The organism is Azospira sp. I09 (assembly GCF_009177135.1).
Lineage (GTDB): Bacteria > Pseudomonadota > Gammaproteobacteria > Burkholderiales > Rhodocyclaceae > Azospira > Azospira oryzae.
In genome coordinates this window covers 373031-397391 of record NZ_AP021845.1, presented here as the reverse complement: position 1 = coordinate 397391, position 24361 = coordinate 373031, and the positions used below count along the sequence as shown (strand labels likewise).

Here is a 24361-nt window from a genome sequence, read left to right as displayed (position 1 = left end):
TGTGTATGCCAGTGAATATGAGCAACCCTCCCGGCGTAATGAGCACGTAGTCCGTTGCTCATGAGCGTTGCTAATGCACAGAACAACGCCACCAATGCGTTTGAATTTTAAAATATTCTTATTTGCACACTTATAAAATGAACTCTCCGTGGTCTCGGATCGGCGAAGCCGAACGAGCCAGGCGCCAAGCGAAGCGCGGCAGCAGTCGAAGGAAGGGGAAATTAGGGACTCGTCCCGATCAGAACCGGTCAAACGCCAAGCTTCTACCCGGGATGTTCAAGGGACCGGTCAACTCTGGAACCTGCCGGAGGGCCAATTCACACTGGTCGGCCATTCCGGTTGTTGGAAGACCGCAGGCGCTACATCAGCAATGCGCCAGATTGCCGACGTTGCACGACTAGGTTGCCTATAAAACACAAGACTGCTTCTTTATTTTGGGTATATGTAGTTACTCGAACCTTAACCATACCGCGTTCCGGACGCGATTTTGAAGGACGTGTATCGAGAATCTCACACTCGACATGTAACTCATCTCCAGGTCTGACCGGTTGTGGCCAACGTAACTCCTCGACCCCCGCGCCAACTAGCCCTCCGGCCGGATTAAGATAGCTAGCGAGGATTAGCCGAATCGTCATAGCAGCGGTGTGCCAACCACTCGCAGTCAATCCACCGAATATAGTGTCTCGCGCAGCTACTTCGTCAAGGTGAAATACTTGGGGATCAAATTCAGAAGCGAATTCAACCATTCTTTCCTTTTCAATTCGTAGTGATCCGGATTGAAAAATCTGCCCGATTACAAAATCTTCAAGATAGTTAATGTTCATGAGGTTGGCTTCTGCTTTAGCGGTGTCGCGCAAATGATGAAACGATATTGAAACGCCATCTGCACGGCGATGCTCGTTCTCTACATGTTGGGATAGTTCGGCCCACCGCCACCTTCCGGCACCGTCCAGTTGATGTTCTGGGTCGGGTCCTTGATGTCGCAGGTCTTGCAATGCAGGCAGTTCTGGCCGTTGATCTGGAGCCTTGGCTTGCCTTCATCCTCACCGAGGATTTCGTACACGCCAGCCGGGCAATAACGCGTTTCCGGCGAACCGTACTTGGCGTAATTGACCGAGATGGCCACCGACTCATCCTTCAAGCGCAGATGGCACTGCTGGTTTTCCTCGTGGTTGGTTGCCGAGAGGAAGACCGAGGACAGGCGATCGAAGGTGATCTTGCCGTCCGGCTTCGGATAGTCGATTTTCGAATAAGCGTTCTTGTCACCCAGCTGCGAGTGATCGTCGTGGTGATGCATGGTCCACGGTGCCTTGCCGCCGAATACGTAGGTATCAATCGCGCCGTACGCCAGTGCACCGAACAGGCCCCACTTGAAGGCCGGACGGATGTTGCGCACCTTGTACAGCTCTTCCCACAGCCAGCTCTGCTTGATCAGCTCACCGTAGGCCTTGACCTCGGTACCGGCGTTTTCCTTGAACAGGTGCTCGAACACGGCCTTGGCGGCGACGATGCCGGACTCCATGGCCATGTGCGTGCCCTTGATCTTCGGCACGTTGAGGAAGCCGGCGGTATCGCCGACCAGCACGCCACCCGGGAAATGCAGCTTGGGCACCGACTGGTAACCGCCCTCCGACAATGCACGGGCACCGTAGGAGATGCGACGGGCGCACTCGAAGTAGCCGCGAATGGCCGGATGCGTCTTGTAGCGCTGGAACTCCTCGTAGGGCGATAGCCAGGGATTCTTGTAATCCAGACCGACGACCATCCCCACCGCCACCAGATTGTTTTCCAGGTGGTAGAGAAAGGAACCGCCATAGGTGTCGCTTTGCAACGGCCAGCCCACACTGTGCACGATCAGGCCCGGCTGATGCTTGGCCGGGTCGATTTCCCACAGCTCCTTGATGCCGATACCGTAGGTTTGCGGATCAACACCATCACGCAGGTTGAACTTGGCCCACAGCTCCTTGGTCAGCGAACCGCGGCAACCTTCGGCAAAAATCATCTGGCGGGCATGCAGTTCCATGCCCGGCTGGAAGTTATGGCCGGGTTGGCCATCCTTGCCAATGCCGAGATCGCCGGTCGCAACGCCCTTGACCGAACCATCCTCGTGATAGAGCACTTCGGCGGCCGCGAAACCCGGGTAGATTTCGACACCCAGCCCCTCGGCCTGCTCACCCAGCCAGCGGCAGAAGTTGCCCAGACTGATGATGTAGTTGCCGTGGTTGCCCATCTGCGGCGGCGTCGGCAGCTTGAAAGAGCCACCTTCGGTCAGGAACAGCAGGCGATCTTCACCGGCCGGCGTGTTGAGCGGCGCGCCGCGTTCTTGCCAATCCGGGAATAGCTCCTGCAGCGCATGAGGTTCCAGCACGGCGCCGGAGAGGATATGGGCGCCGATTTCGGAGCCCTTCTCCAGCAAGCAAACGGAAACATCCTTGCCTGCCTGCTCAGCCAGCTGCTTGAGACGGATCGCCGCGGTCAGCCCGGAAGGGCCGCCGCCGACGATTACGACGTCGTATTCCATTGCATCGCGATCGGTACGCGTCATCTTTATCTTTCTTGTAGGTGAAAAGACTAATTCAGCTCCGCAACAAGAGCAGGAGCAGTTTCGAATAAGTCCGCTACCAACCCGTAATCCGCCACCTGGAAGATCGGTGCATCCGGATCCTTGTTGATGGCGACGATGACCTTGGAGTCCTTCATGCCAGCCAGATGCTGGATAGCGCCGGAAATACCGACGGCGATATACAGTTGCGGCGCGACGATCTTGCCGGTCTGGCCGACCTGGTAGTCGTTCGGGACGAAACCGGCGTCGACCGCAGCACGCGAGGCGCCAAGGGCGGCACCCAGTTTGTCGGCGAGCGGCTCGAGCAGCTTGTGGTAGTTCTCGCCGCTGCCCAGGCCACGACCACCGGAAACGATGATCTTGGCGGCACCCAGTTCCGGACGCTCGGACTTGGTCAGTTCGCGACCTTGCAGGGCGCACTGGGCAGTGTCGTCGGTAGCGGCAATCGCTTCAACCGCGGCGCTGCCGCCATTGGCGGCGGCATCGAAGGCGGTGCCGCGCACGGTGATGACCTTGACGGCATCGGCGCTCTTGACGGTAGCCAGCGCGTTGCCGGCGTAGATCGGGCGGACGAAGGTGTCGGCCGATTCGACGGCGGTGATTTCGGAAATCTGCGCCACATCAAGCAAAGCGGCGACACGCGGTGCGACGTTTTTGCCGAAGGTGGTGGCCGGGGCCAGGATGTGGCTGTAGCCGGCGGCATTGGCGATAACCAGCGCAGTCAGGTTCTCGGCGGTCTGCGCGTCGAACTGGGCGGCATCGGCTACCTTGACCTTGGCGACGCCTTGCAGCGCGGCGGCTTGCTGGGCAGCGGCGGCACAGTTGGCGCCGGCGACCAGCACGTGGATGTCGCCACCGATTTTCTGGGCGGCGGTGACGGTGTTCAGGGTGGCGGCCTTCAGGCTCTGGTTGTCGTGTTCAGCGATAACGAGAATGGTCATGATCAGATCACCTTGGCTTCGTTCTTCAGTTTATTCACGAGGTCGGCCACGTCGGCGACCTTGATGCCGGCACTACGCTTCGGCGGTTCGCTGACTTTCACCGTGGTCAGGCGCGGGGCGACATCGACGCCGAGGTCGGCCGGCTTGACGGTGTCGAGCGGCTTCTTCTTGGACTTCATGATGTTGGGCAGGGTGGCGTAGCGCGGCTCGTTCAGGCGCAGGTCGGTGGAAACGACCGCCGGCAGGGAAATCTGCAGGGTTTCCAGGCCACCGTCGATTTCGCGGGTCACGGTCGCCTTGCCGTCGGCGAGGACGACCTTGGAGGCGAAGGTAGCTTGCGGCCAGTTTTGCAGGGCGGCGAGCATCTGGCCGGTCTGGTTGGCGTCGTCGTCGATGGCTTGCTTGCCGCAGATGACGAGTTGCGGTTGTTCCTTGTCGCACAGGGCCTTGAGCAGCTTGGCAACGGCCAGCGGCTGGAGGTCGACATCGGTTTCGACCAGGATGCCGCGGTCGGCACCGATCGCCATCGCGGTGCGCAGGGTTTCCTGGCAGGCGCCAACGCCGCAGGACACAGCGACCACTTCGGTGGCAATACCGGCTTCCTTCAGACGCACGGCTTCTTCGACGGCGATTTCGTCGAACGGGTTCATGCTCATCTTGACGTTGGCCAGATCGACGCCAGAACCGTCCGCCTTAACGCGCACCTTTACGTTGTAATCAACGACTCGCTTCACTGGAACCAGAATTTTCATCAAATTACTCGCTATTGATTACGTAAAAAACGGTTTGGGGGGTTTCCGCCCCCAAACCCAAAGCCACTGGTAGCGTCGAGGTGCTTACCAGCAGAGGAGACACCAAAAACTTCACATCAGAAATTAAAAAGCTCGTCGCCTAACGCTGCCAAAGCGGCATCACCTGCTTTCACCGTTTCGGCATAGGCTGCAGCCAAAGGTAATAGTTGGTCGGCGTAGAACTGGGCCGTGGCAATTTTCGCCAGATAGAAAGCCTGGTCGCTTTCGCCCTGTTCAAGATATCTGGCTGCGGCCAGTGCCGCCTTGCCCATGAACCAGCCACCAGACACCGTGACCGCCAGATGCAGGTAGGGAACAGCTGCGGTCAACACACCGGAGAGGCCAGTTTTTGCATTGCCGGCCAGCCATTCGGTCGCGCTGATCCAGGCTTGCAGGGATTCCCCCAAACGCTTGCCGATGGCTCGCAGTTCTGGACGAGTAGAAACGCCGAGCGCCTTGGCTGTCACCCCCACTTCGCCGAAAACGACACGGGCAGTCGCTCCCTGGTCGCGCATCAGCTTGCGAAACAGCAGGTCGTTGGCCTGGATGCCGGTAGTACCTTCGTAAATAGTGGTGATGCGCGAGTCGCGCCAGTGCTGAGCTGCCCCCGTTTCCTCGATGAATCCCATGCCGCCATGGATCTGGACGCCGAGCGAAGTGACATCGATGCCCATTTCGGTACTGCCGCCCTTGACGATGGGAATCATGAATTCGGCGAGATACAGCAGGCGCTTCTTCTCTTCGGGATCGGCCTCAGCGTGAGTGCGATCAAGCAGGCCCGAGGTGTAATAAGCAACAGCACGACAGGACTCAATCCGCGATTTCATCAACATCAACATGCGTCGGATGTCGGGATGTTTGTCGATCGTGACCAAGGCTTCGCCAGTAATCGCATCGCGTCCCTGCTTGCGCTCTCGGGCATAGCCGAGTGCCTGCTGATAGGCGCGCTCGCCAAGTGCGATGCCTTGCAGGCCGACCCCGAGGCGAGCTTCGTTCATCATGATGAACATGTATTCCAGCCCGCGATTTTCCTCGCCGAGCAGATAGCCGACGGCACCGCCATTGTCCCCGAAGGCCAGGACACAGGTCGGGCTAGCGTGGATGCCGAGCTTGTGTTCAATGGAAACGCAGTGCGCATCATTGCGCTCACCGAGCGAGCCGTCAGTGTTAACCAGAAACTTCGGCACCAGGAACAGCGAAATGCCACGCACCCCGGCCGGTGCGTCAGGCAGGCGGGCGAGCACCAGATGGACGATATTGTCCGTCATATCGTGGTCGCCGTAGGTGATGAAAATTTTCTGGCCGAAAACGCGATAGCTGCCATCCGCTTGCGGCTCCGCCCGCGAGCGGATCAAGGCCAGATCGGAACCGGCTTGCGGTTCGGTCAGATTCATCGTGCCGGTCCACTCGCCGGTGATCATTTTTTCCAGGTAGATCGCCTTCAACTCGTCGCTAGCGCAGGTCAGCAGTGCCTTGACCGCCCCAGTGGTGAGCAGTGGGCCGAGCGAGAAGGACAGGTTGGCTGAGCAGACCATTTCTTTGACCACGGTCGCCAGCGTTTCCGGCAAGCCTTGCCCACCGAATTCGGTCGGTGACTCAACACCACTCCAGCCCGCTTCGCAGAAGGCCTTGTAAGCCTCTTTCCAGCCAGGGGGCGTAGTCACGCCATTCGGCGTTAGCGTGCAGCCTTGCTGGTCACCGATTCGGTTGAGCGGGGCCAGCACTTCGCCGGCAAACTTGGCAGCTTCGTCGAGAATGGCATCGGCCAGATCCGGCGTCGCCTCTTCAAAGCAGGGAAGCTGGCTCAACTCCTTGAATCCGGCCAGGTCATCCATCACAAATCGCATTTCCTTGACCGGTGCGCGGTAATCACTCATCGCTCTATCTCCTTACAGACGTTCAAAAATGCCGGCCGCACCCATGCCGGTACCGATACACATACTGATCATCCCGTACTGCCCACCGACTCGCTGCATGCCATGGACCAGCGTGGCAGTTCGGATGGCACCGGTCGCTCCAAGCGGATGACCAAGCGCGATGGCACCGCCCAGCGGATTGACCTTGCTCGGGTCAATCTGCAAATCGTGCATCACGGCCAGGGTCTGTGCGGCAAACGCCTCGTTCAGTTCGATCCAGTCTAGCTGGTGCTGCGCAATGCCCGCCTGTTGCAAGGCTTTGGGAATGGCTGCAACCGGGCCAATGCCCATGATTTCCGGCGGCACACCAGCCACGGCAAAGCTGCAGAAGCGGGCCAGCGGCGTCAGGTTGAACTGCTTCAGGATCTTCTCGGAAACCAACAGCACAGCCGCTGCGCCATCCGACATTTGCGAGGCGTTACCGGCCGTTACCGTGCCTTTGGCATGGAATACCGGTTTCAGCTTGCCCAGGCTGTCGACCGTGACATCGCCGCGGGCCCCTTCGTCGTTCTCGGCCAGGCGCTGACGGGTTTTGACCTGCCCGGTTTTCAGATCCGGCAGATGTTCATTGATGGCATAGGGCGTGATTTCCGCCTTGAAATGGCCGGCGGTGATCGCCGCACAGGCCTTGCGATGCGATTCGACCGCGAAGGCATCCTGTGCCTCGCGGCTGATCTGCCATTGCTGGGCAACCTTCTCCGCCGTTAGGCCCATGCCGTAGGCAATGCCTCGTTGTTCGTCGAAAACGGCGGGATTGATCGCGACCTTGTTGCCCATCATGTTGGTCATCACCGTCATCGATTCGGTGCCGGCACCGATCATCACATCAGCCAGGCCGAGACGAATCTGGTTTGCGGCATCGGCCACGGCCTGCAGGCCGGACGAGCAGAAGCGGTTGATGGTGATGCCCGGCACGACGTTCGGCAGGCCGGCCAGCAGCACACCGATGCGGGCGACATTCATGCCTTGCTCGGCTTCGGGCATGGCACAACCGACGATCGCGTCGCCGATCAGGGCCGGGTCCAGGCCCGGCGCCTGCGCCATCACGCCCTTCAGGGCATGGGCCAGCAGGTCGTCCGGCCGCACGTTGCGGAACATGCCCTTGCGCTTGGCGACCGGCGTCCGGGTCACCGCGACAATGTAGGCGTCTTGAATCTGTTTGCTCATGGTTTTTCTCCGCCGTTTCAGTTACGCAGGGGTTTGCCGGTATCCAGCATGTGCTTGATGCGTGCCTGGGTTTCCGGGGTTTTAAGAAGTTCGAGGAATTGCTGGCGTTCAACCGCCAGCAGCCAGTCCTCATCGACCAGACTGCCGTACTCGACCTCGCCGCCACACAGGGCAACCGCCACGGCGCGGGAAACGCGATAGTCATGGGCCGAGATCATTCCGCCCTCAATCATGTTGACCAGATTCATCTCCAAGGTGGCAATTCCAGTCCGCCCGGCAACCGGTATCCCACGAGCGGGAACGGGGGGCACATAGCCGACATCGGCCAGCAGGCGAGCTTCCTTCAGGGCGACGAAGAGCAATTCGCGGGCATTGAAGCGGATGGTGTCGCTCGCATTACCAAACCCGAGATCAATGGCTTCATGCGCGCTCTTGCTCACCTTGGCCATTGCCAGCGCCATGAAGGTGGGCGACAAATTAGGCATTACCTCGCCCGGCGTGCCCGACTGGCCTGCCCAACGGGCGGCGCGCAAGGCGAGTTCCTTGCTGCCACCGCCAGCCGGAATCAGGCCGACACCAACTTCGACCAGTCCGAGATAGCTCTCCAGGGCCAGTACGCGCTTGGCGGCATGCATGGCAAACTCGCAACCGCCACCCAGCGCCATGCCCTGTACCGCTGCAATCACCGGGACCGGGGCATACTTGATGGCCATGGACGTTTGCTGGAACTTGTTAATGGTCCGCTCCAGACGGTCAAAATCGCCAGTGGTGCAGGCCTCGCTGATCTGCTTGAGATTGGCGCCAACGGCAAACGGCGCCTCATGCCAGATGACCAGGCCATCAAGGCTGCCGGCCGCCTGCTGCAGTGCAGCCTGCACACCATCAAGCACCTCGTCGCCGATGGCATGCATTTTCGATTTGAAGGAAATGATGCCGATGCCGGCGTCGACCGTCGGCAGGCACCACAAGCGCACGCCATCATTTTCAAACAACGTCTCACCGGCGGTTTCCGGTGGGGTGCCGGCTTCGCCGAGCAACAACTCTGGGAATAGCTGGCGGTCATAGACCGGCAGGGTCGAGCGCGGCACATAGCACTGGCGACTGGCCGACCAGGAACCCGCTGCACCATGCACGCCGTTTCTTGCCGGATCGGTCACCCAGGCCGGCAAGGGCACATTGCTCATGGCCTTTCCGGCCGCGATATCAGCGGCAATTGCTTCGGCTGTTTCTGCCCAGCCGGCCGCCTGCCACAACTCGAACGGCCCTTGCGCCCAGCCGAAGCCCCAGCGCAGCGCAAAATCCACATCACGGGCATTGTCGGCAACATGCTCCAGTTGCACGGCGCAGTAGTGGAACAAATCGCGGAAGATGGACCACAGGAATTGCGCCTGCGGGTGAGCCGAGGTACGTAGTGCCGCCAGGCGCTCGACTGGATCGGCAATCTTCAGCGCAGCCGCCACTTCCCCGGCAATCGCATCGCTGGACGGGCGGTAAGTGAGTTCGGCCACGTCGAACACCTGGATTTCCTTGCCCTGCTTGCGGAAGATACCACCCTTGGTTTTCTGACCGAGCACGCCTTGCTCAATCAATCCTGCCAACCAGTTCGGCACCGAAAAATGGGCATGCCACGGATCGTCCGGAAGCGTGTCCTGCATAGTCTTGACGACATGCGCCAGGGTGTCGAGGCCAACCACATCGCCCGTACGGTAGGTCGCGCTTTTCGGACGACCAACTTTTGGCCCGGTCAGGGCGTCGACTGTATCGAGGCCCAGGGCAAAGGCTTGGGTGTGATGCATCACCGACAGAATGGAGAAAACGCCGATCCGGTTAGCCACGAAATTGGGCGTATCCAGCGCCCGAACAACGCCCTTGCCCAGCCGCGAGGTCAGCCAGGTTTCGAGGCCGTCAAGCGTCGCCGCGGCAGTGCTGCGGGTGGCAATGATCTCTACCAGCGGCATGTAGCGCGGTGGGTTGAAGAAATGAATGCCGCAGAAATTAGGACGTAGTGCTGCCGGCAAAGCGTCGGCCAAGGCATTGATCGACAGCCCCGAGGTGTTGGAAGCGAAGATTGCGGTCGACGACAAAAACGGGCCGATTTTGGCGTAAAGGTCGTTTTTCCAGTCCATCCGTTCGGCAATGGCTTCGATGACCAGATCGCAATCGCTTAGCAATTCCAGATTATCGTCGTAATTGGCGGCATCGATATATTGCAGCTTGTCGCGGGTGACCAGCGGCGACGGCTGCAGACGCTTCAGACCATCGAGCGCCTTTTTGACGACCCCGTTCTTGTCACCGTCTTTGGCTGGCAGATCGAAAAGCACGACCGGTACGTTGGCATTGGCGAGATGGGCGGCAATTTGCGCCCCCATCACCCCAGCCCCCAGAACGGCCACCTTCCTGATGATCAAATTTTTCAAGCTGTTCTCCTTTTTATGGATTTAGAAGCTATAACCGACTGCGAGATTCAGGTAATCGCGATCTCGCAGGTTGTCGAAATCGCCCCCCTTGCCCAGGACGGTGAAATAACTCACGTCAGCAAAGTAGCGTTTCTGGTATTCGCCGCGCAGCGACACATTGAGAATCTTGCGACCCTGATTAAAGGTGTTGTCGTGCGTCCAACCCTTGACATCATGCGCAAAACCGATGGTCGGAACGAGGTCGGCACCGGCCAGCAACCCCGGGTAGCGCGCCGAGGCACGCAAGCGGTAACCCCACGAGTCTTCGGTAACGTAACCATCGTTACTGCAGGTCGCAGTCGCGGCGGTACATACACCGTTCACTGGGCCCAAACCGAAAACCGTTGAGCGGCCGTAGCGACGCTGGTTAACATCCGGCAAATTGGGGTAGCGTCGGTAACCTGCCTCACCAGCCAGTATCAGCGTGTCGGCACCAAGCACGTCCTTGAACGGCTGAAGCACCCCAAGCTGTAATTGCAGCATCTGCTTTCTATCGAAAGCCTGGAAAGTGCCGCCGGCGGCCGTATTGATAGCATCCTGTCGCAAAGGCGTTGGTGCGGTATTGGACAGGAAGGCGTTTAGCAAATCCGTACCATTCAGACCGAGTGGCTGATTCGGGCGATAGGTCAATTCGCCGAACACGGTTGCACTTGCCACCTTGCTATCAAAGCTCAAGCCCCAAACGCGAACATTGTCGGCATATTCCGTGCCGTATTGGGCATTCAGCCCGCCAGGGTCGCCCGGAATATAGGGGGTTGCACGCGTACTCTTAACCACATCGAGATTCGGGAGCCGATTGTGATACTGCGCAAAATACAGGGCAAGATTGGTGTTGATGGGGCCCAGGCGTAAGCGATAGGCAAGTCCGAACTGGCCACCATCATCGGGTTCGACCGTACCTGTCCTTTTGACGAAATTGCCGGCAGCGAGTTTGGCTCCGTCGGTCTGTGCCCCACCTGGAAAGACCCCATTGCACCCTTCGGCCAAATAATCGCTTGCGGCGAAATAGGTACCGCAGCCGGGCAGTTCGCTATGCCTGAACATGAACTGATAAAACGCCTCAACCGATTGGTTGTCGACAAACTGCCAGCGAGCAGTAATTTGGGGTACGGGAATGGTACTTTCCGCCGCTAAAGCTCCCGGGCGGCGAAAAGCACCGATATCAATCGGGCTGATAGCCGCCAGTCCGCCACCGATACTGGATCGCTCCCCCCATTGCTGCAGAACCTGGTTACCGAGGCGCACATCCAATGCCTGCCCCCCTATCGAGAAGCGCTGCCCCACGTAGGCATTCATCAAGGCCACACCGGAAAACTTTGCCAAGGAATCAAAGCCGTTGTCCGAAAGTGGCTCACCAGCCCGATAGCCATTTGGGTAGTTGCCCCACGGGCGGTCGTCGTGAGACTGACCATAGTCATACCAGGCCTTGGCAGCGAGGACGACCTCCGTGTCCTCCCGCTTCAGACGCATTTCGCTATAGGCCTTGAGCACGGTAGAGACTTGGTCACCTTTTTTGTAGTTCAGGTTGCTGTCATCATCGTTTTGGCCTGTTAGCGCATTGCCGCCCATACCTTGACTAGCGCCATTAGCCTTGAACATGAGCTTTTGGTCCTGCGACTGCATGCGAGTCTGGGTACCCACAACCACCGTGGTGTTAATACTGCCCTTCCATTCCCCCAGTTCAAGTTCAGCCGCACTGGCGAGTCCGCCAAGACAGGTACCAAACATTGCCAATAAGCCAACAAGCGGTCGACGGCGAAAAGGCAAAGTAACAAGCTGTGTGCAAATCATGAAAATCCTCCTCCTTGTTGTAATTGCTGAAAACTTAGGCCAGTTCCTCGCGCATGGCCTTTTTGTTGAGCTTGCCGACGCTGGTACGGGCAAGGTTGTCGACAAAGCGCACCTGATCCGGGACGGCAAACTTGGAGATATGGCCTTCCTCGGCGCAACGTAGAACATGCTGTTTGATATCTTCAGCAGTAGCCGTTTGATCAGCTTTGAGTACAATCATCGCTAGCGGGCGTTCCCCCCATTTGTCATCTTGGATACCGATGACAGCGACTTCGTTCACCGCTGGGTGCTGCGAAATAATGCTTTCCAGTTCGAGCGAGGAGACCCATTCGCCTCCAGTCTTGATCACGTCTTTCAAGCGGTCAGTTACGGTCAACATGCCGCGCTGGTCAATGACACCGATGTCGCCCGTATGCAGGTAGCCACCAGACCAAAGCTCTTCCGACGCGACAGGGTTGTGCAGGTACCCCTGAGTCAGCCACGGTGCTCGAACGACAATTTCGCCGGTGGCCTTACCGTTCCGGTCGACATCAAGCATTTCGTCGTTAACCGTACGCAGATCAACGAGAGGAATCGTGTAGCCAGTTTTGATGCGTTCGCTGACCTGCGTATCGGGATCATTACCAAGATCGTCACCGACTCGAACGATGGTTAGAATCGGGCAGGTTTCCGACATACCGTAACCGGTAAAGACATCCATCCCACGCGCCAATGCAGCTGCAGCCAAGCCCTTGGGGAATGCCGCCCCGCCAATCACCATCTTGCAGCGTGACAAATCAACGTTTGCGCCAGCCTTGCTGTTCAGTAGCATGTGCAGGATCGTCGGAACGCAGTGCGAGAAGGTCACCCCTTCGCGAGCAATTAGTTGCAACAGCATATCGGGGGCATAGCGACCGGGATAAACCTGCTTCAAGCCAAGCATGGTCGCCACGTAAGGGACGCCCCAGGCATGAACATGGAACATAGGGGTAATCGGCATATAAACATCGTCACGATGCAACCGACCTTGCCCAACCGCAGAACCAAGTGATGCCGCCACAGACAATGTATGTAATACAAGTTGGCGGTGGCTGAAATAAACCCCCTTGGGCACCCCCGTCGTGCCAGTGGTATAGAAAGTCGTTGCCCTTGTGTTTTCGTCGAAATCCGGGAAGTCGTAATGTGCTGATGCGGCTGCAAGTAGGGCTTCATACTCGCCGGCATAGGGAACCTTGAAGCCACTCATTGTTCCGCCATCGTCAGTGATCAGGATGAATTTCTTCACCGTTTCGAGCTGATCCTTGATGATTGCCAACATCGGAATAAACTCGACGTTGACCAAAACAATGTCGGCCTTGGCATGATTCAGGGTGTATAGGATTTGCTCCGGTGACAGGCGGACATTCACCGTCTGCAGTACGGCCCCCATCATCGGCACGGCAAAGAAGGCTTCAAGATAGCGATGGCTATCCCAGTCCATCATCGCTACCGTATTGCCGGGTCCAACACCCTGGCCTGACAACGCATTAGCCAAACGACCAATGCGCTCGAAAAACTGGCGGTAGTTGCCGCGGTACTGATCGCGATAGACGATCTCTTGGTTGCCAGCAGTGGCCCAGGCTGAATGCAGTAACTGCTTGATCAGTAGCGGGTAGGCATAAGCTGAAGGGGTCGTCTCGATTGGCTCGAACGGCATCCTTGTCTCCTTTGTTGTTTGCTTGGGAGACGCAGAATAGATTCGCGCTAATTCAGCTTATGCAGGAATTTTCCGGCATTGGTGTAAGAATTTTCTTAAGGCCGAGAATGGGCATCAGCATGATGGTAGTTCTTACCAAGGAGGTGGCTTGCCCATGGAGTCAACTGCATCATTAACTTAGTCCATGTGATAACGCATAGCGCACCAAATTTGCGTTATTTTCCAGCCCCAGTTTGGCGAGAATGCGAGTGCGGTAGGTACCGATGGTTTTGACACTAAGAAACATCCGCTCGCCTATCTCGGTCAGGGATACACCCTGAACGATCAATAACATGATTTGCATTTCACGAGCGGAGAGTTGTTGGTGAGGAGGTTGGGTGCCGGCATCCTGAATATTTAGAAAAAGCCCACCCAAGGCGTTAGGCGAAATGTAACGCCCCCCACTTGCCACGGTCCGAATTGCTCTCACCAACTCAGGCGCATCAGTATCCTTCGAGAGGTAGCCGTAGGCTCCCGCCCTGAGGGCCTGAGTCGCGAATTGCTCCTCCGGATACATGGAGAGCATCAGCACCGCCTGATTTGGCCATTCAGCCTTTATCCGCTCAAGAACCTCCAGGCCACTTCGCCCTTCCATATTAATATCAAGCAGAATGGCTTGATATTGGTGCGAACGTAACAATTCGATCGCTTCCCGACCGTTTTTGGCTTCGCCAGTAACGCGCAGATCAGGTTCATCCGATAAAAGACGAGACACACCACTCCTGAATATAGCGTGATCATCAACAATCAGTATTTCGATCATGCCGCATTCTCCAAGGGCACCCTAAGTAGCAGTCGAGTTCCGTTGCCCTGCTCCGAACAGATTTCAAGACTCCCGCCAAGCTCATGTGCTCGTTCAGCCATGCTAACCAGGCCAATCGACTTCCCGGTTGGAGTCAGAACCTGAATGCCTCGCCCATTATCGCGAACTTCAACGGTGAGCCATTTTTCCGATTTTTCGAGAGAAATAGTAACCTCACTGGCTTGGGCATGCCGGGAGATGTTGGTCAGCGCCTCCTGGCAGATGCGGTAGACACCTGTAGCCTGCGATTGCGAAAGATGCAGTTCCAACTCGTCCGGACTCATGGTCACAACGATGCCAGTGCGACCAGCAAACTCTTTAAGCGCAACGCGCAAGGCAGTTACCAGACCAAAATGGTCGAGCAACCCCGGACGTAGGCATTCCGAAATCTCTCGTACCTGAACGATTGTTTCCTGGGCAAGCCCTAACAAATCCTCGGTCATTTGCAGGAGCTCCTTGTCCTGCACTCGCCGGGCGATACGTTGTATATCCAGTTTCATTGAAGTCAGCATGCCACCAACCACGTCATGAAGCTCCCTGGCAATTCTGGAGCGCTGTTCCTCGCGAACGGTGTTTATGTAGGCCGCCAGTTCCCTCAGGCGTTCATGCGACTTTCGCAGTTCCTCCTCCCGTTGAACCCGCTCAGTAACATCGATTCCCACACCGACCACGGCCAGACGACCTTGGTAAAGAAGTCGGGAACCGTGTACTTCGAGGTGGACAATGCTGCCGTTCTTGTGCACCCCCTGCGTAATGAAACGAATACTTTCGGCTTCGCCGCGGATACGTCGATAATAATTATGGACGACCTCGTCTACGGCCTCTTTCGGCACGATCGCACTGAGATGCAAACCAATCACTTCCTGAGGCGTGTATCCGGCGATAGCTGCGAATGTGCTGTTTACGTAACGGAATATCTCGTCCTGAATGACATACACCCCGGCCAGGGATTGCTCCACGATGCCTCGAAAGGGTATATCGAGAAAATCATTTTCAGAGTCCATGAGGTATTCCTAAATATCACTTGCTTGATGGAAAAGTGAAAGGAATCGGTTTCTCCCTGCGACGGGCGTTCCTCAAACAGTCAGAGCTTCCCCGAGGATTGCTCGACATTTGGAGACACCAGAATGGCCTTTTCCTGCACGAAATGTTCAAAATAGGAAGTAATCGATTCATCATCAGCGCATCATCACAAGGATAAGGCTATTGATTTCTCGGGAGAAAATAACTGTCTGTAGGTCTGTTTGCATCACCGCAATTGTCCCGCAATGACTAAAAAAAATCCAAGATAATCCAAATACATATTTCGTGCGCATAGAAGAAAGATGCGGAGCTCCGAAAGTACGTGGCCCGCGACTTTTCCCGCAAAACGCGGGAATTCAATGCGTACGCGTCTTTTGCCTCGCTCCGATCCTATCGAGTAAGTTAGCTTAGGGATTCTCTGAACAACCCGCCATTTCAGCGTGGGCTGTCATAAAAAAATGAAAAATTGGCGATTTTCGACCGTTGACCGTGAAATTCCGGGGCTCTCACCCGCATTTCCCGTTTCACGGGCGCACCTCGCCCAACAAGGGCAGCAATCGCTTGCGTGCCAGCCACAGATTGGCCAGTGCAAACAGCGTCACAATCTGCCCGGTGTTCTTGGCCAGTCCGCGATAGCGAACTTTCACAAAACCAAACTGGCGCTTTACCACCCGGAACGGGTGTTCAACTATCGCTCGTACCGCCGACAGCATCCGGTTGAATCCCTTTTGTTCGTCGGTCAATTCGCCACCCTTGGGTTTCTTGGTCGGCGTCAGCACAGACAGACTACCTTCTTTCTCAAAGGTCTCAATCGTCCGGTTCGTCTTGTGATAGCCGCGATCACCCAAGGCAATTTTCTCTTCCCCGTGCAAGCACGCCTCCATCATCGTGATGTCCGCTACTTTGGTCGTTGTGCATTCCACGGTATGAATCAGACCGCTCTCGGCATCAACACCGATGTGCGCCTTCATCCCGAAGTACCACTGATTGCCTTTCTTGGTTTGCGTCATCTCGGGATCGCGTTTCTTGTCTTCGTTCTTGGTCGAACTCGGTGCCGCAATCAGCGTGGCATCGACCACCGTGCCGCGCTTCATCGACAAGCCTTTCTCAGACAGAACAGCACTGACTTCAGCAAACACCGCCACTGCCAAATCATGCTTCTCCAGCAGGTGACGGAAGCGAAGAATGGTGCTTTCGTCTGGCATCACGTCCTCGAACGCATCCAGCCCGGCAAACTGGCGAAGCAAAGGCACATCGTGCAAAGCCTCTTCCATTGCCGGATCAGAGTAGCCAAACCATTGCTGCATGAAGTGAATGCGCAACATCGTACCCAACGGCATCGGCGGGCGACCGTTTCCCTTCTTCGGGTAGAACGGCTCGATCAAGCTTTTGAGACGCGACCACGGAACAACCGCCTCCATCTCTGCCAGAAACACCGCCTTCCGGGTTTGCTTACCTGCTTTCGGCAGAAATCCCGTCTCGGCCAGGCTCAGTTGCTTCATCCGTTTCATCTTCTTCATCAGCACCATGACAATGGCGCTATTTTCTCAAATTGCGCTGCATGATGGTTACTTATGCAGAGTTTCCTTAGTGATTGATACCAGCCCAATCCAGCCAGACACATCTCTGGCGGCTCTGGCCGGAGGCTGTGTGGAAACGCTCGGGAATTTCGGCCGCCACGGGTTGGATTCAGAAATTCTGGCTGCTCATTTCGGGTTTGCCAGGTGGAATTCGGAATAAGACTGGCAAAAAGGCCCGGCGAGGCCTGGATCGCGGCCATCAACCCCTCAATTCCGATAATTTTCATCACGCGTTCATGTTGTAGGCAAGAACATGCAGGCTCATCCTATCCCCGGAGACCGTCAGCAAGGTGGCGCCGCTGTACGCTTACCAAAGACCCGACGAATCCCTTGGAACGGCAAAAAAATGCCTGACCACATCAGGTCAGGCATTTCAGTCCAGATGAAATTACAAAGCCTATTTTTTACCGGTCACTTTGTAAATTTCATTCAAAATTTCCTTGCCATACCGCCCTTCCATTTCCTTGTGCACCTTGGTGAAGGACTGCTTCCACTCAGCAATTTCTTGAGGATTTGGCGTATAGATCTCGGTCTTTCCGGCCTTTTTGATTCCCTCCATGGCCATCCGGTCCTCTTCCTTCGCCTGATCGTAGTAGTAAGCCGTCGTGTTCTTCATAACGTTATCGAGGGCACTACGAATGTCGGGTGGCAACCCGTCCCAGAACTTCTTGTTCACGATGACCACATAGCCATGGTAAGCATGATTCGTCACTGCCAAATGCTTTTGTACTTCATAAAATTTCTGGGTATAGATATTGGTTGCTGGGTTTTCCTGGCAGTCAACCACCCCCGTCATCAGTGAGTTATAGACCTCTCCGAACGCCAGAACCTGCGGCATGGCACCAATTCCACGCATCTGCGCCTCAGCCACCTTTGAAGACTGAATACGAACCTTTTGCCCCTTCAAATCACTCGGCCTATGGATCGGCTTGTTACAGGTAAAAACCCGGAAGCCGTTATCCCAAAATGCCAATCCAGTGATGCCCTTAGGGGCAACAACAGCCATGAAACAAGAAGATTTCCGCAATTTTCAGCTGGGCCACCTGAAGCCATGCACGAGTTCGCGCATCAGGAATGAAACCGCACGAGCTAACAGCACCTCTCGTATGCGTATAGCGACTGCTTACAGCAGCATTGCTGCCCGACAATGCCACCCATGCTACTGGCAGCTAAGGCCGAGAAGTTCGCGTTCAGCAAACGCTCTGGATGTCCGCAACACTCAGTAAGCTGCCGTTGCGCTGCCTGAGTGCTAAAAGTCGGCTGAGGATTGGGAGCACGTATTCGTCGAATGAGAAAGCTAACCTTCGTTGCTGCCTTTGCCTGAACGTCCCCTGATTGAGGAACGACTGTCTCTCATCTTGCACAGACTGGTTTGCGGATCGACGGAAGAAATCTGAACCCATGAATTTGCGCGACGCAAGAAAGTTCAACCGTTGCCGGCGTTAAGTTGAGTTCCCCCACTCCTCCCAACCATTTCCCCATTCGTGAGCACGGTATAGAAGGGCTAATTTCGGGCCAAAGTAGGAGATTCGATCACTTGCCCACTCCTGGCCATGCCAGAATACGTGCACGTTCATACGCTTTCCCGGCGAAACCATCACCCAATACTGGCATACCTTATCGACATAGGTGAAAAGCTCGGGGTAGTGCGCACAAGTTTCCGGTGCGTCCGCCAAGATGGGCTGCAGCCGAGCGTAGCAGTCGAGCGCCATATCGCGTAACTCGTGAGACGCGGTCTCCTCTGAAAGTTTGGTCAGGATCGCAACCGCTGCCAGCGCGTCAAAATTCCCCAGCGCCACAAGGCAATCAAAGTGCTCATGGGTCAATTGGACGAGTTCTGCTTGCCCCTTGATAGACCCTTCTGTTGTGATCAATACGTCAATGACTGCGGGGGAAAGTGTCTGCAGCAGGCGCTGCAATTCCCAACGATCCGGCTTGGTTCCTTTCAAAATTTCCCAAAGGGGATTGTCAAACCAACTCGCCGTTCCTGGGTAGTGCCGCTCGGCTAGATCAACTGCATCGCTCAGATCATAGCTGCGCTTGGGAACCCGGGTGCCATGTTCATAACTGTCCCACTTCCTAGGACGATTCACCCCATCTGCAGTAATGCGGACAAGGTGGGGCTCCAAGGCTTTCTCGATGGCATAGGCGCTGGGCAAACCTGAACGCAGCTTGAGCACATGGAACCAAAGCTGAGTCCTCAAGACATCAATCAAGTTTCGTGGTGGCCGGCCCGGCTTTTTGGAGGTAAGGAATTTCGGCATTTGTATAGAGTACAGAAATTCCGGATTTCTGTTCGGGTAGATTGGGCGTGCGATCTGGCGAACACTGCGTGACCAATGACGACACTGACTGCCATGACCCTTTCGCCATCTCCCAAAACCCCAAGCCCCTTAAGGGCGCTCGATACACAGCAAATACTGCAGTCGAGGCCGCTTGTCGTGCAGTTGTATGAAGATCTTCTGGAGCGCCATGGCCCGATCCTCGGTGGAGTTGATTTGGCTCAAGCGATGGGATATCGGTCCTTGGCTGCATTCCGTCAGGCCCGCAGGCGCGGGCAGGTTGAAGTTTCCCTGTTCACCTTGCCTAACCGTCGGGGAGTCTTTGCACTGGGCCTTGATGTGGCCCGATGGTTAGCTGACGCATATCAAGCCAATCTGGTGGCTTCACATGAGTTACGCCAACCGACCTGAATAACAAATAGATCAGCGATATCAGGAATTCATTGGCATGAAATTGAGAACGACCAACGAGTAGATGAGTTGGCGGTTTCAGATGTGATCGAGAATTTCTGTCTATCGACGATAGCGCATTCACGAAAAGGACCTAGGCAGCAGGCGTTGCCTAGCTTTGTAATAAGGAGCATGCATGAAATAAGGACCGAACAAAATTCCCGGCCCATAAAACGCAAAACCCGAGGTGGCGACCTCGGGTTGCGTACTGCGGATTCAAGTTTGCGACTTGGAATAAGCAGTATCAGCAACGTCTCAGGATAAGTCAAGTCCGGGACGGTGGGCTTTCTCATCCGTTCGTTTCGCGTGAACGAACATTCAACCCTTCGGCGCGAGTCGCCGGATACGGAGAGATCCATGCGGATACCTGTAACACAGCAGCGTGAGATTGCACGCCTGCATTTTCATCAACCTCAATCAGCTCGTTCGATCAGTCGGATCACGGGCATCTGTGCCAACTCGGTTGGCGAGTTGCGCAAACGAATCCAGGCTAGTGGCAAAAACTGGCAGGATATTGTCGATCTGGACGACGATCAGTGGGAGTTGGCTCTGGGCACTAAAAACCGCTCAGTGGCCCAACGCAAGGTGTCGCCGGATTGGACATGGGTCCATGAGCAGATGCAGTTAGAGGATGCCACCCGGGAACAAATCTGGCAGGAATGGCGTGAAGAGCACCCGGATGGGATTGGTCAGTCCCAGTTCAACGAAGGTTACCGGAAATGGCTGGGGCAGCAACGTGTGGTGATGCGCCAGATTTACCGCCCGGGAGACCGGATGTTTACGGATTTTGCCGGGCGCAAGGTGGTCATCCAGGGCTGCTCAGGCGAACCGGTTCGCGAGGCCAATCTTTTCGTCGCCGTCATGGGCTGTTCAAGCCGCACGTATTTGGAACTGGTATGGCAACAGACGACGGCCTGCTGGCTGGCAGCACAGGCAAATGCCTTCGAGTATTTTGGCGGCGTGCCAAACTGGGTTGTCAGCGACAACCTGAAGGCGGCTGTGCTACGCCGTGAAAAAGATCGTATTGTCCTCAACCCCCAATATCTGGAATGTCTGAAGCACTACGGTACGGCCCCCATGCCGACCAAGCAACGCTCACCTCGGCAAAACGCAAAGGCGGAGGCCGGAGTGAAACTGGCCCAGCGCTGGGTTCTCTTCCGCTTGCGTGACCGGGTGTTTTTCAGCTTGGATGAGGCGAACGCCGAAATTCGCCGGCTCAACGAATTGTTGAATGATCGGAAGTTGACTAAAAGCGAAGATACTCGGCGCAGCAGGTTCCTTGCACTGGATGCGCCGGCCTTGCGTCCGCTGCCTTCTACTCGATACGAATTGTCGGAGTGGCGTCACAGCGTCCGGGTCGGAGACGACTATTTGATCGAACATGGCAAATGCTATTACTCGGTTCCCTGGCAACATCGGGGGGATGTGGTCGATTTGCGCATCACCAGCACCTCGCTGGAAATCTTTCGGCGCAACAAGCGGCTGGCGACCCATACGCTTCTCACGGAACCAGGAGATATCTCCCGGTACGAAGAGCACATGCCGGTTGCGCATCGCCGCGTCCAGGAAGGCGAACCTCATGCATTGCTGAATTGGGCCAAAGCGAAAGATCCAGTCATCGAGCAGCTTTTCACGCACCATCTCATCGAACGCCATGATCTGACCAACGGGCTCAAAGCGGCACGGAAGTTGCGAACATGGGCGCTGGAGTACGGTGATGAGCGTTTCCTGGCCGCCTGCCGTTACGCGCAATCCTGCAATATCACGGCGATCCGGAGCATCGAGTCTATCCTGAAGAAGAAAGCAGATCTGATGGCACAGCAGGCGGATGCCTCACCTCACTCTGGCGTACGCGAAGCCCACGAAAACAATCGGGGTGCCGCTTATTTCGGAGGGGAAGCATGAGCACAGTGCAACAAACCCTGAGCGGGCTGCGCCAACTGAAATTGGGAGGTATGGCCGACGCCTACCAACTCCAGCTGGATCAGCCGAAACTCAACACCTCATCCTTTGACGAACGATTGGCCATGCTGGTCGATCGGGAGATCTCGAATCGCGATACACGTCGCATCCAACGGCTGTTGAAAGGAACCGGGTTTCCGGAGTCGGCGGTATTGGAAGACTTGGATGATCGGGCTGGTCGAGGGCTGGATAAGGCTTTATTGGCTACTTTGGCTGGGTGTCAGTGGATTCTGCGCCACCAGAATCTGAACATCCTAGGGCCGACAGGGGTTGGAAAAACCTGGCTGGCATGTGCATTGGGCACCCAAGCTTGCCGGCAGGGAATCTCCGTTCTTTACTACCGGTGCTCGCAACTGTTCTCCGATATTGCGATGGCGTTGGCCGACGGTTCGGTCTCGACGCTCAAATCTCGGCTAGTCAAACCGGCGTTGCTGTTGATCGACGATTTCGGCAACGGGGAGATCAATCTGGCCGTTGGGCACGTGCTGCTCGATATCGTCGACCGGCGCATGCGCTGCGGTTCGCTGCTGATCACCAGCCAGTATCCGCGGGCGCAATGGCACGGACTGTTCCCTGATCCGACCCTTGCCGATGCGGTATTGGATCGTATCGTCCATCAATCGTATCAGCTTCAACTCAAGGGGGAGTCGATGCGGAAAATTCGGGCCCAGGAGAAGATGGCAGGGGAGTAATTCTCTTGGAGGGATGCTCACGCGTAGCAACGCTCGTGAGCATCATTTCTTTGTTGAGCGTGCGCAGTGCCGGACCGTGAATGCTGCTCATGATATTCGGGCGACCTGCTCATGGCAAACTGGGCCGACTGCTCATGTCGAATCGGTCGGGGTGATTGCGAAGGTCCGCTGTCAACAAGCGACGGAACCTTGAGCGTCTCCACTTTGTGGATCGCGCTGCTCCACGTTCGCTATTCGCTCATCCCTGACGGGACTGGCATTCGCCAGCCCTCCACGGCCCGACACTGTGATCCGGGCCTGCGCGCTCCGCTTGCATGTTGAGCTGGCGACAGCAGGGCATGCAGAGCGAGCCGCGCGCAGATGATTCAGCCAAACGCTAAACAAAGCTGTAGGGCATCCCATAGAGAGCGCGGTTGCGCTACTCGTGATTTCTATGGAATTTGATCGTATCCAAAACTGCATGAGGCAAGCTTGCGAGTTACTTGATACTCTTCGCCAGAATACTGGCGAACTCGACCTCGTTCCGAAACAAGGTGCAGGTTCTTCCTTGCCCGCGAACCAATGACATACAGCAATTTCATCGCGCTTTCTTGACCGTTCGGATCATTGAAATGCGGCACCATATCTTCTAATAATGCATAAGCGATCACTGCATCGAACTCGGCTCCCTTGACGCCGTGTATCGTCGAGATGGTGATTCCAGTCCTATGCTGAAATACCTTCCTGAATGTCTCAATATCGCCTATAAATTCGCTACCTTCACTCTTCAATCGATTTACCCGGGCTTGCGAACTATCGAAGAAGGCAACGTGATGCTCTTGAAGCAGCGTGAAAAGGCGAAAGTCGATTGCTAAGTTTGCAAACAGACGCTCGAAAAATGCGCTCAAGTAGGTAAGACCATCTGTTTCATCGATCTTAATTGCATTGCACTCCCTCAACAAGGACCTCCGCGTGAGCTTCGACACGCTAGCCCCGGCCGCCTCTAGGTCATTCAGAATCTCCCCGGCCCACCGCAGTCTGCGCACATACATTCCCGGCGATGCCTGAGTAAGTGCAATCTTAGAAAGCCTGTACCAGAAATTCTCTGTGTCCCGTGCAAAGGGAACCATACCGGGGCCATCGAATGAGTACTCCGGCATGCTGGCGACCAAACGACGTGTCATGCTTGCAAGATGCGTCCACTGTGGCGCGAGAATGCACACCTCGTGAGGTGAGATGCCCATAGTCTCAATGTTGAAACGGATGAGCCGGATGAGCTCAGCGTCCAGATCATTTTTGCTCACTGTGTCGTCGAATGAAATAAGGCTTGGGTACGCCTTGTCCTCGGATGCGGCTTCGATGCGTGTGTTGTGAACGTTGTAGTTTCCGAAGTACTCAATGATGCGCTCAGAAGAACGGTAGTTCCGCGACAGTTCGAGTTCGTCCAAATCGATATTGGCCATCGCCTTGAAATCCTCGAAGGCAATCGGATATCCGCCAAGCGATTGATAAATCGCCTGGTTAGGATCTCCGACAATAAAGGCCTTGGTCGCACCTTGACCAGCTTTCAGAATGGCGGTGATGATCGAATACTGAATTCGTTTGGTGTCCTGATACTCGTCGATCAGCACGAAAGAGAACAACTGTGCCAGAAGAGTGCTGATCGCAGGATGACGTGCGATCAGTTGGTACGCATAGTAAAGAATGAGCTCAAAGTCTAGCTGCCGACTTTCGTGCAGAATCTCAAAATACTTGCCCAATATGACGTGAAGACCCGAATGCTTCCAATCTTGTGGGCAGGAGAGCACATATCCAGTTTCGGTGTAATAAAACTCACAATCCCAGAATGTTATTTTTGGCTTCTGGTAAGGCTTGCACAATGCCTCCAGGATTTTCTCGCGCTCATGCTGATCGATCACACGGAAGCCTCGATCCAACGCTTCGTGATAGATGCCGTACGGTTTCAATATCCATTCAAGACAGAACGAATGTATCGTTCCTATCCATAATCGGGATGTATCCACCCCAAGGCTCTCAATGCGCTCGTGGATTTCGTCGGCGGCACGGTGCGTATAAGTGATGGCAACGACAAACTGCTTGTTCGATTTCAGCCTGGACAACTCATAGGCGATTTTGTAGGTGAGCGTGCGCGTTTTCCCGCTGCCCGGGCAAGCGATGAGAAAGACGCTCCCTGGCTTCAGAATGGCTGCTTCCTGCTCGGGATTCAGATCATCTTTGTTCCACATGAACAT

Annotated in this window: 18 protein-coding genes; 3 read left to right on the top strand and 15 right to left on the bottom strand. The window is 55.9% G+C overall.

Going from position 1 to position 24361, the window contains the following annotated elements; all coding sequences use genetic code 11:
- Positions 1-359 precede the first annotated feature (359 nt).
- The 14 genes from AZSP09_RS19860 to AZSP09_RS19795 all read right to left on the bottom strand — a co-directional run bounded on the left by AZSP09_RS19860 (position 360) and on the right by AZSP09_RS19795 (position 19008).
- Positions 360-824: a MaoC family dehydratase gene (locus AZSP09_RS19860; protein WP_152090425.1), complete on the bottom strand. Its 465-nt coding sequence runs from the start codon at positions 822-824 to the stop codon at positions 360-362.
- An 80-nt stretch (positions 825-904) separates the two neighbouring features.
- Positions 905-2545: an electron transfer flavoprotein-ubiquinone oxidoreductase gene (locus AZSP09_RS19855; RefSeq protein WP_152090424.1), complete on the bottom strand. Its 1641-nt coding sequence runs from the start codon at positions 2543-2545 to the stop codon at positions 905-907.
- A gap of 26 nt (positions 2546-2571) precedes the next feature.
- Positions 2572-3504 (bottom strand): electron transfer flavoprotein subunit alpha/FixB family protein, encoded by a 933-nt coding sequence (locus AZSP09_RS19850; protein WP_152090423.1) that lies wholly within the window; start codon positions 3502-3504, stop codon positions 2572-2574.
- 2 nt (positions 3505-3506) lie between these two features.
- Positions 3507-4256, bottom strand: a complete 750-nt coding sequence (locus tag AZSP09_RS19845) for an electron transfer flavoprotein subunit beta/FixA family protein (RefSeq protein ID WP_152090422.1) — start codon at positions 4254-4256, stop codon at positions 3507-3509.
- Positions 4257-4372: 116 nt separating this feature from the next.
- Positions 4373-6172 carry an acyl-CoA dehydrogenase gene (locus AZSP09_RS19840; protein ID WP_152090421.1) on the bottom strand — a complete coding sequence of 600 codons (1800 nt, stop codon included), beginning with the start codon at positions 6170-6172 and terminating at the stop codon, positions 4373-4375.
- A 12-nt stretch (positions 6173-6184) separates the two neighbouring features.
- Positions 6185-7378, bottom strand: a complete 1194-nt coding sequence (locus AZSP09_RS19835; RefSeq protein WP_152090420.1) for an acetyl-CoA C-acyltransferase — start codon at positions 7376-7378, stop codon at positions 6185-6187.
- Positions 7379-7395: 17 nt separating this feature from the next.
- A complete protein-coding gene (locus AZSP09_RS19830; RefSeq protein WP_152090419.1) occupies positions 7396-9795 on the bottom strand; it encodes a 3-hydroxyacyl-CoA dehydrogenase/enoyl-CoA hydratase family protein in 2400 nt (799 codons plus the stop codon).
- A gap of 21 nt (positions 9796-9816) precedes the next feature.
- A complete protein-coding gene (locus tag AZSP09_RS19825) occupies positions 9817-11625 on the bottom strand; it encodes a DUF1302 domain-containing protein (RefSeq protein WP_152090418.1) in 1809 nt (602 codons plus the stop codon).
- A gap of 34 nt (positions 11626-11659) precedes the next feature.
- Complete coding sequence (locus AZSP09_RS19820) at positions 11660-13300, bottom strand: fatty acid--CoA ligase (protein ID WP_152090417.1); 1641 nt, start codon at positions 13298-13300, stop codon at positions 11660-11662.
- Between the two features lie 172 nt (positions 13301-13472).
- Positions 13473-14102, bottom strand: coding sequence for a response regulator (locus tag AZSP09_RS19815; protein WP_152090416.1), 630 nt, complete (start codon positions 14100-14102; stop codon positions 13473-13475).
- Positions 14099-15145, bottom strand: coding sequence for a PAS domain-containing sensor histidine kinase (locus tag AZSP09_RS19810; RefSeq protein WP_152090415.1), 1047 nt, complete (start codon positions 15143-15145; stop codon positions 14099-14101). The genes AZSP09_RS19815 and AZSP09_RS19810 overlap by 4 nt, the downstream gene beginning before the upstream one ends.
- Positions 15146-15688: 543 nt before the next feature.
- Positions 15689-16666: an IS5 family transposase gene (locus AZSP09_RS19805; protein WP_152090826.1), complete on the bottom strand. Its 978-nt coding sequence runs from the start codon at positions 16664-16666 to the stop codon at positions 15689-15691.
- 475 nt (positions 16667-17141) lie between these two features.
- Positions 17142-17750: a DctP family TRAP transporter solute-binding subunit gene (locus tag AZSP09_RS19800; protein WP_152090414.1), complete on the bottom strand. Its 609-nt coding sequence runs from the start codon at positions 17748-17750 to the stop codon at positions 17142-17144.
- 436 nt (positions 17751-18186) lie between these two features.
- Positions 18187-19008 (bottom strand): hypothetical protein, encoded by an 822-nt coding sequence (locus tag AZSP09_RS19795; protein ID WP_152090413.1) that lies wholly within the window; start codon positions 19006-19008, stop codon positions 18187-18189.
- A 75-nt stretch (positions 19009-19083) separates the two neighbouring features.
- On the opposite strand from AZSP09_RS19795, the gene AZSP09_RS19790 reads away from it, so the two are divergent.
- From AZSP09_RS19790 to istB, 3 genes are all read left to right on the top strand, one after another.
- Complete coding sequence (locus AZSP09_RS19790; RefSeq protein WP_197739018.1) at positions 19084-19437, top strand: hypothetical protein; 354 nt, start codon at positions 19084-19086, stop codon at positions 19435-19437.
- Positions 19438-19833: 396 nt separating this feature from the next.
- Positions 19834-21381, top strand: a complete 1548-nt coding sequence (istA, locus tag AZSP09_RS19785) for an IS21 family transposase (protein ID WP_152090412.1) — start codon at positions 19834-19836, stop codon at positions 21379-21381.
- Positions 21378-22130 carry an IS21-like element helper ATPase IstB gene (gene istB, locus AZSP09_RS19780; RefSeq protein ID WP_152090411.1) on the top strand — a complete coding sequence of 251 codons (753 nt, stop codon included), beginning with the start codon at positions 21378-21380 and terminating at the stop codon, positions 22128-22130. Before istA ends, istB begins: the two co-directional genes overlap by 4 nt.
- A 431-nt stretch (positions 22131-22561) precedes the next feature.
- Here the strand turns inward: istB and AZSP09_RS19775 are convergent, their stop codons facing one another.
- On the bottom strand, positions 22562-24361 hold the full coding sequence (locus AZSP09_RS19775; RefSeq protein ID WP_004883039.1) for a UvrD-helicase domain-containing protein: 1800 nt from the start codon (positions 24359-24361) through the stop codon (positions 22562-22564).

Bases quoted from the DNA above. Each gene is read 5' to 3' on its own strand.
- AZSP09_RS19860 (WP_152090425.1), bottom strand. From the start codon at position 824: ATGAACATTAACTATCTTGAAGATTTTGTAATCGGGCAGATTTTTCAA.
- AZSP09_RS19855 (WP_152090424.1), bottom strand. From the start codon at position 2,545: ATGACGCGTACCGATCGCGATGCAATGGAATACGACGTCGTAATCGTC.
- AZSP09_RS19850 (WP_152090423.1), bottom strand. From the start codon at position 3,504: ATGACCATTCTCGTTATCGCTGAACACGACAACCAGAGCCTGAAGGCC.
- AZSP09_RS19845 (WP_152090422.1), bottom strand. From the start codon at position 4,256: ATGAAAATTCTGGTTCCAGTGAAGCGAGTCGTTGATTACAACGTAAAG.
- AZSP09_RS19840 (WP_152090421.1), bottom strand. From the start codon at position 6,172: ATGAGTGATTACCGCGCACCGGTCAAGGAAATGCGATTTGTGATGGAT.
- AZSP09_RS19835 (WP_152090420.1), bottom strand. From the start codon at position 7,378: ATGAGCAAACAGATTCAAGACGCCTACATTGTCGCGGTGACCCGGACG.
- AZSP09_RS19825 (WP_152090418.1), bottom strand. From the start codon at position 11,625: ATGATTTGCACACAGCTTGTTACTTTGCCTTTTCGCCGTCGACCGCTT.
- AZSP09_RS19820 (WP_152090417.1), bottom strand. From the start codon at position 13,300: ATGCCGTTCGAGCCAATCGAGACGACCCCTTCAGCTTATGCCTACCCG.
- AZSP09_RS19815 (WP_152090416.1), bottom strand. From the start codon at position 14,102: ATGATCGAAATACTGATTGTTGATGATCACGCTATATTCAGGAGTGGT.
- AZSP09_RS19810 (WP_152090415.1), bottom strand. From the start codon at position 15,145: ATGGACTCTGAAAATGATTTTCTCGATATACCCTTTCGAGGCATCGTG.
- AZSP09_RS19805 (WP_152090826.1), bottom strand. From the start codon at position 16,666: ATGAAGCAACTGAGCCTGGCCGAGACGGGATTTCTGCCGAAAGCAGGT.
- AZSP09_RS19800 (WP_152090414.1), bottom strand. From the start codon at position 17,750: ATGGCTGTTGTTGCCCCTAAGGGCATCACTGGATTGGCATTTTGGGAT.
- AZSP09_RS19795 (WP_152090413.1), bottom strand. From the start codon at position 19,008: ATGCCGAAATTCCTTACCTCCAAAAAGCCGGGCCGGCCACCACGAAAC.
- AZSP09_RS19790 (WP_197739018.1), top strand. From the start codon at position 19,084: ATGACGACACTGACTGCCATGACCCTTTCGCCATCTCCCAAAACCCCA.
- istA (WP_152090412.1), top strand. From the start codon at position 19,834: ATGCGGATACCTGTAACACAGCAGCGTGAGATTGCACGCCTGCATTTT.
- istB (WP_152090411.1), top strand. From the start codon at position 21,378: ATGAGCACAGTGCAACAAACCCTGAGCGGGCTGCGCCAACTGAAATTG.
- AZSP09_RS19775 (WP_004883039.1), bottom strand. From the start codon at position 24,361: ATGTTCATGTGGAACAAAGATGATCTGAATCCCGAGCAGGAAGCAGCC.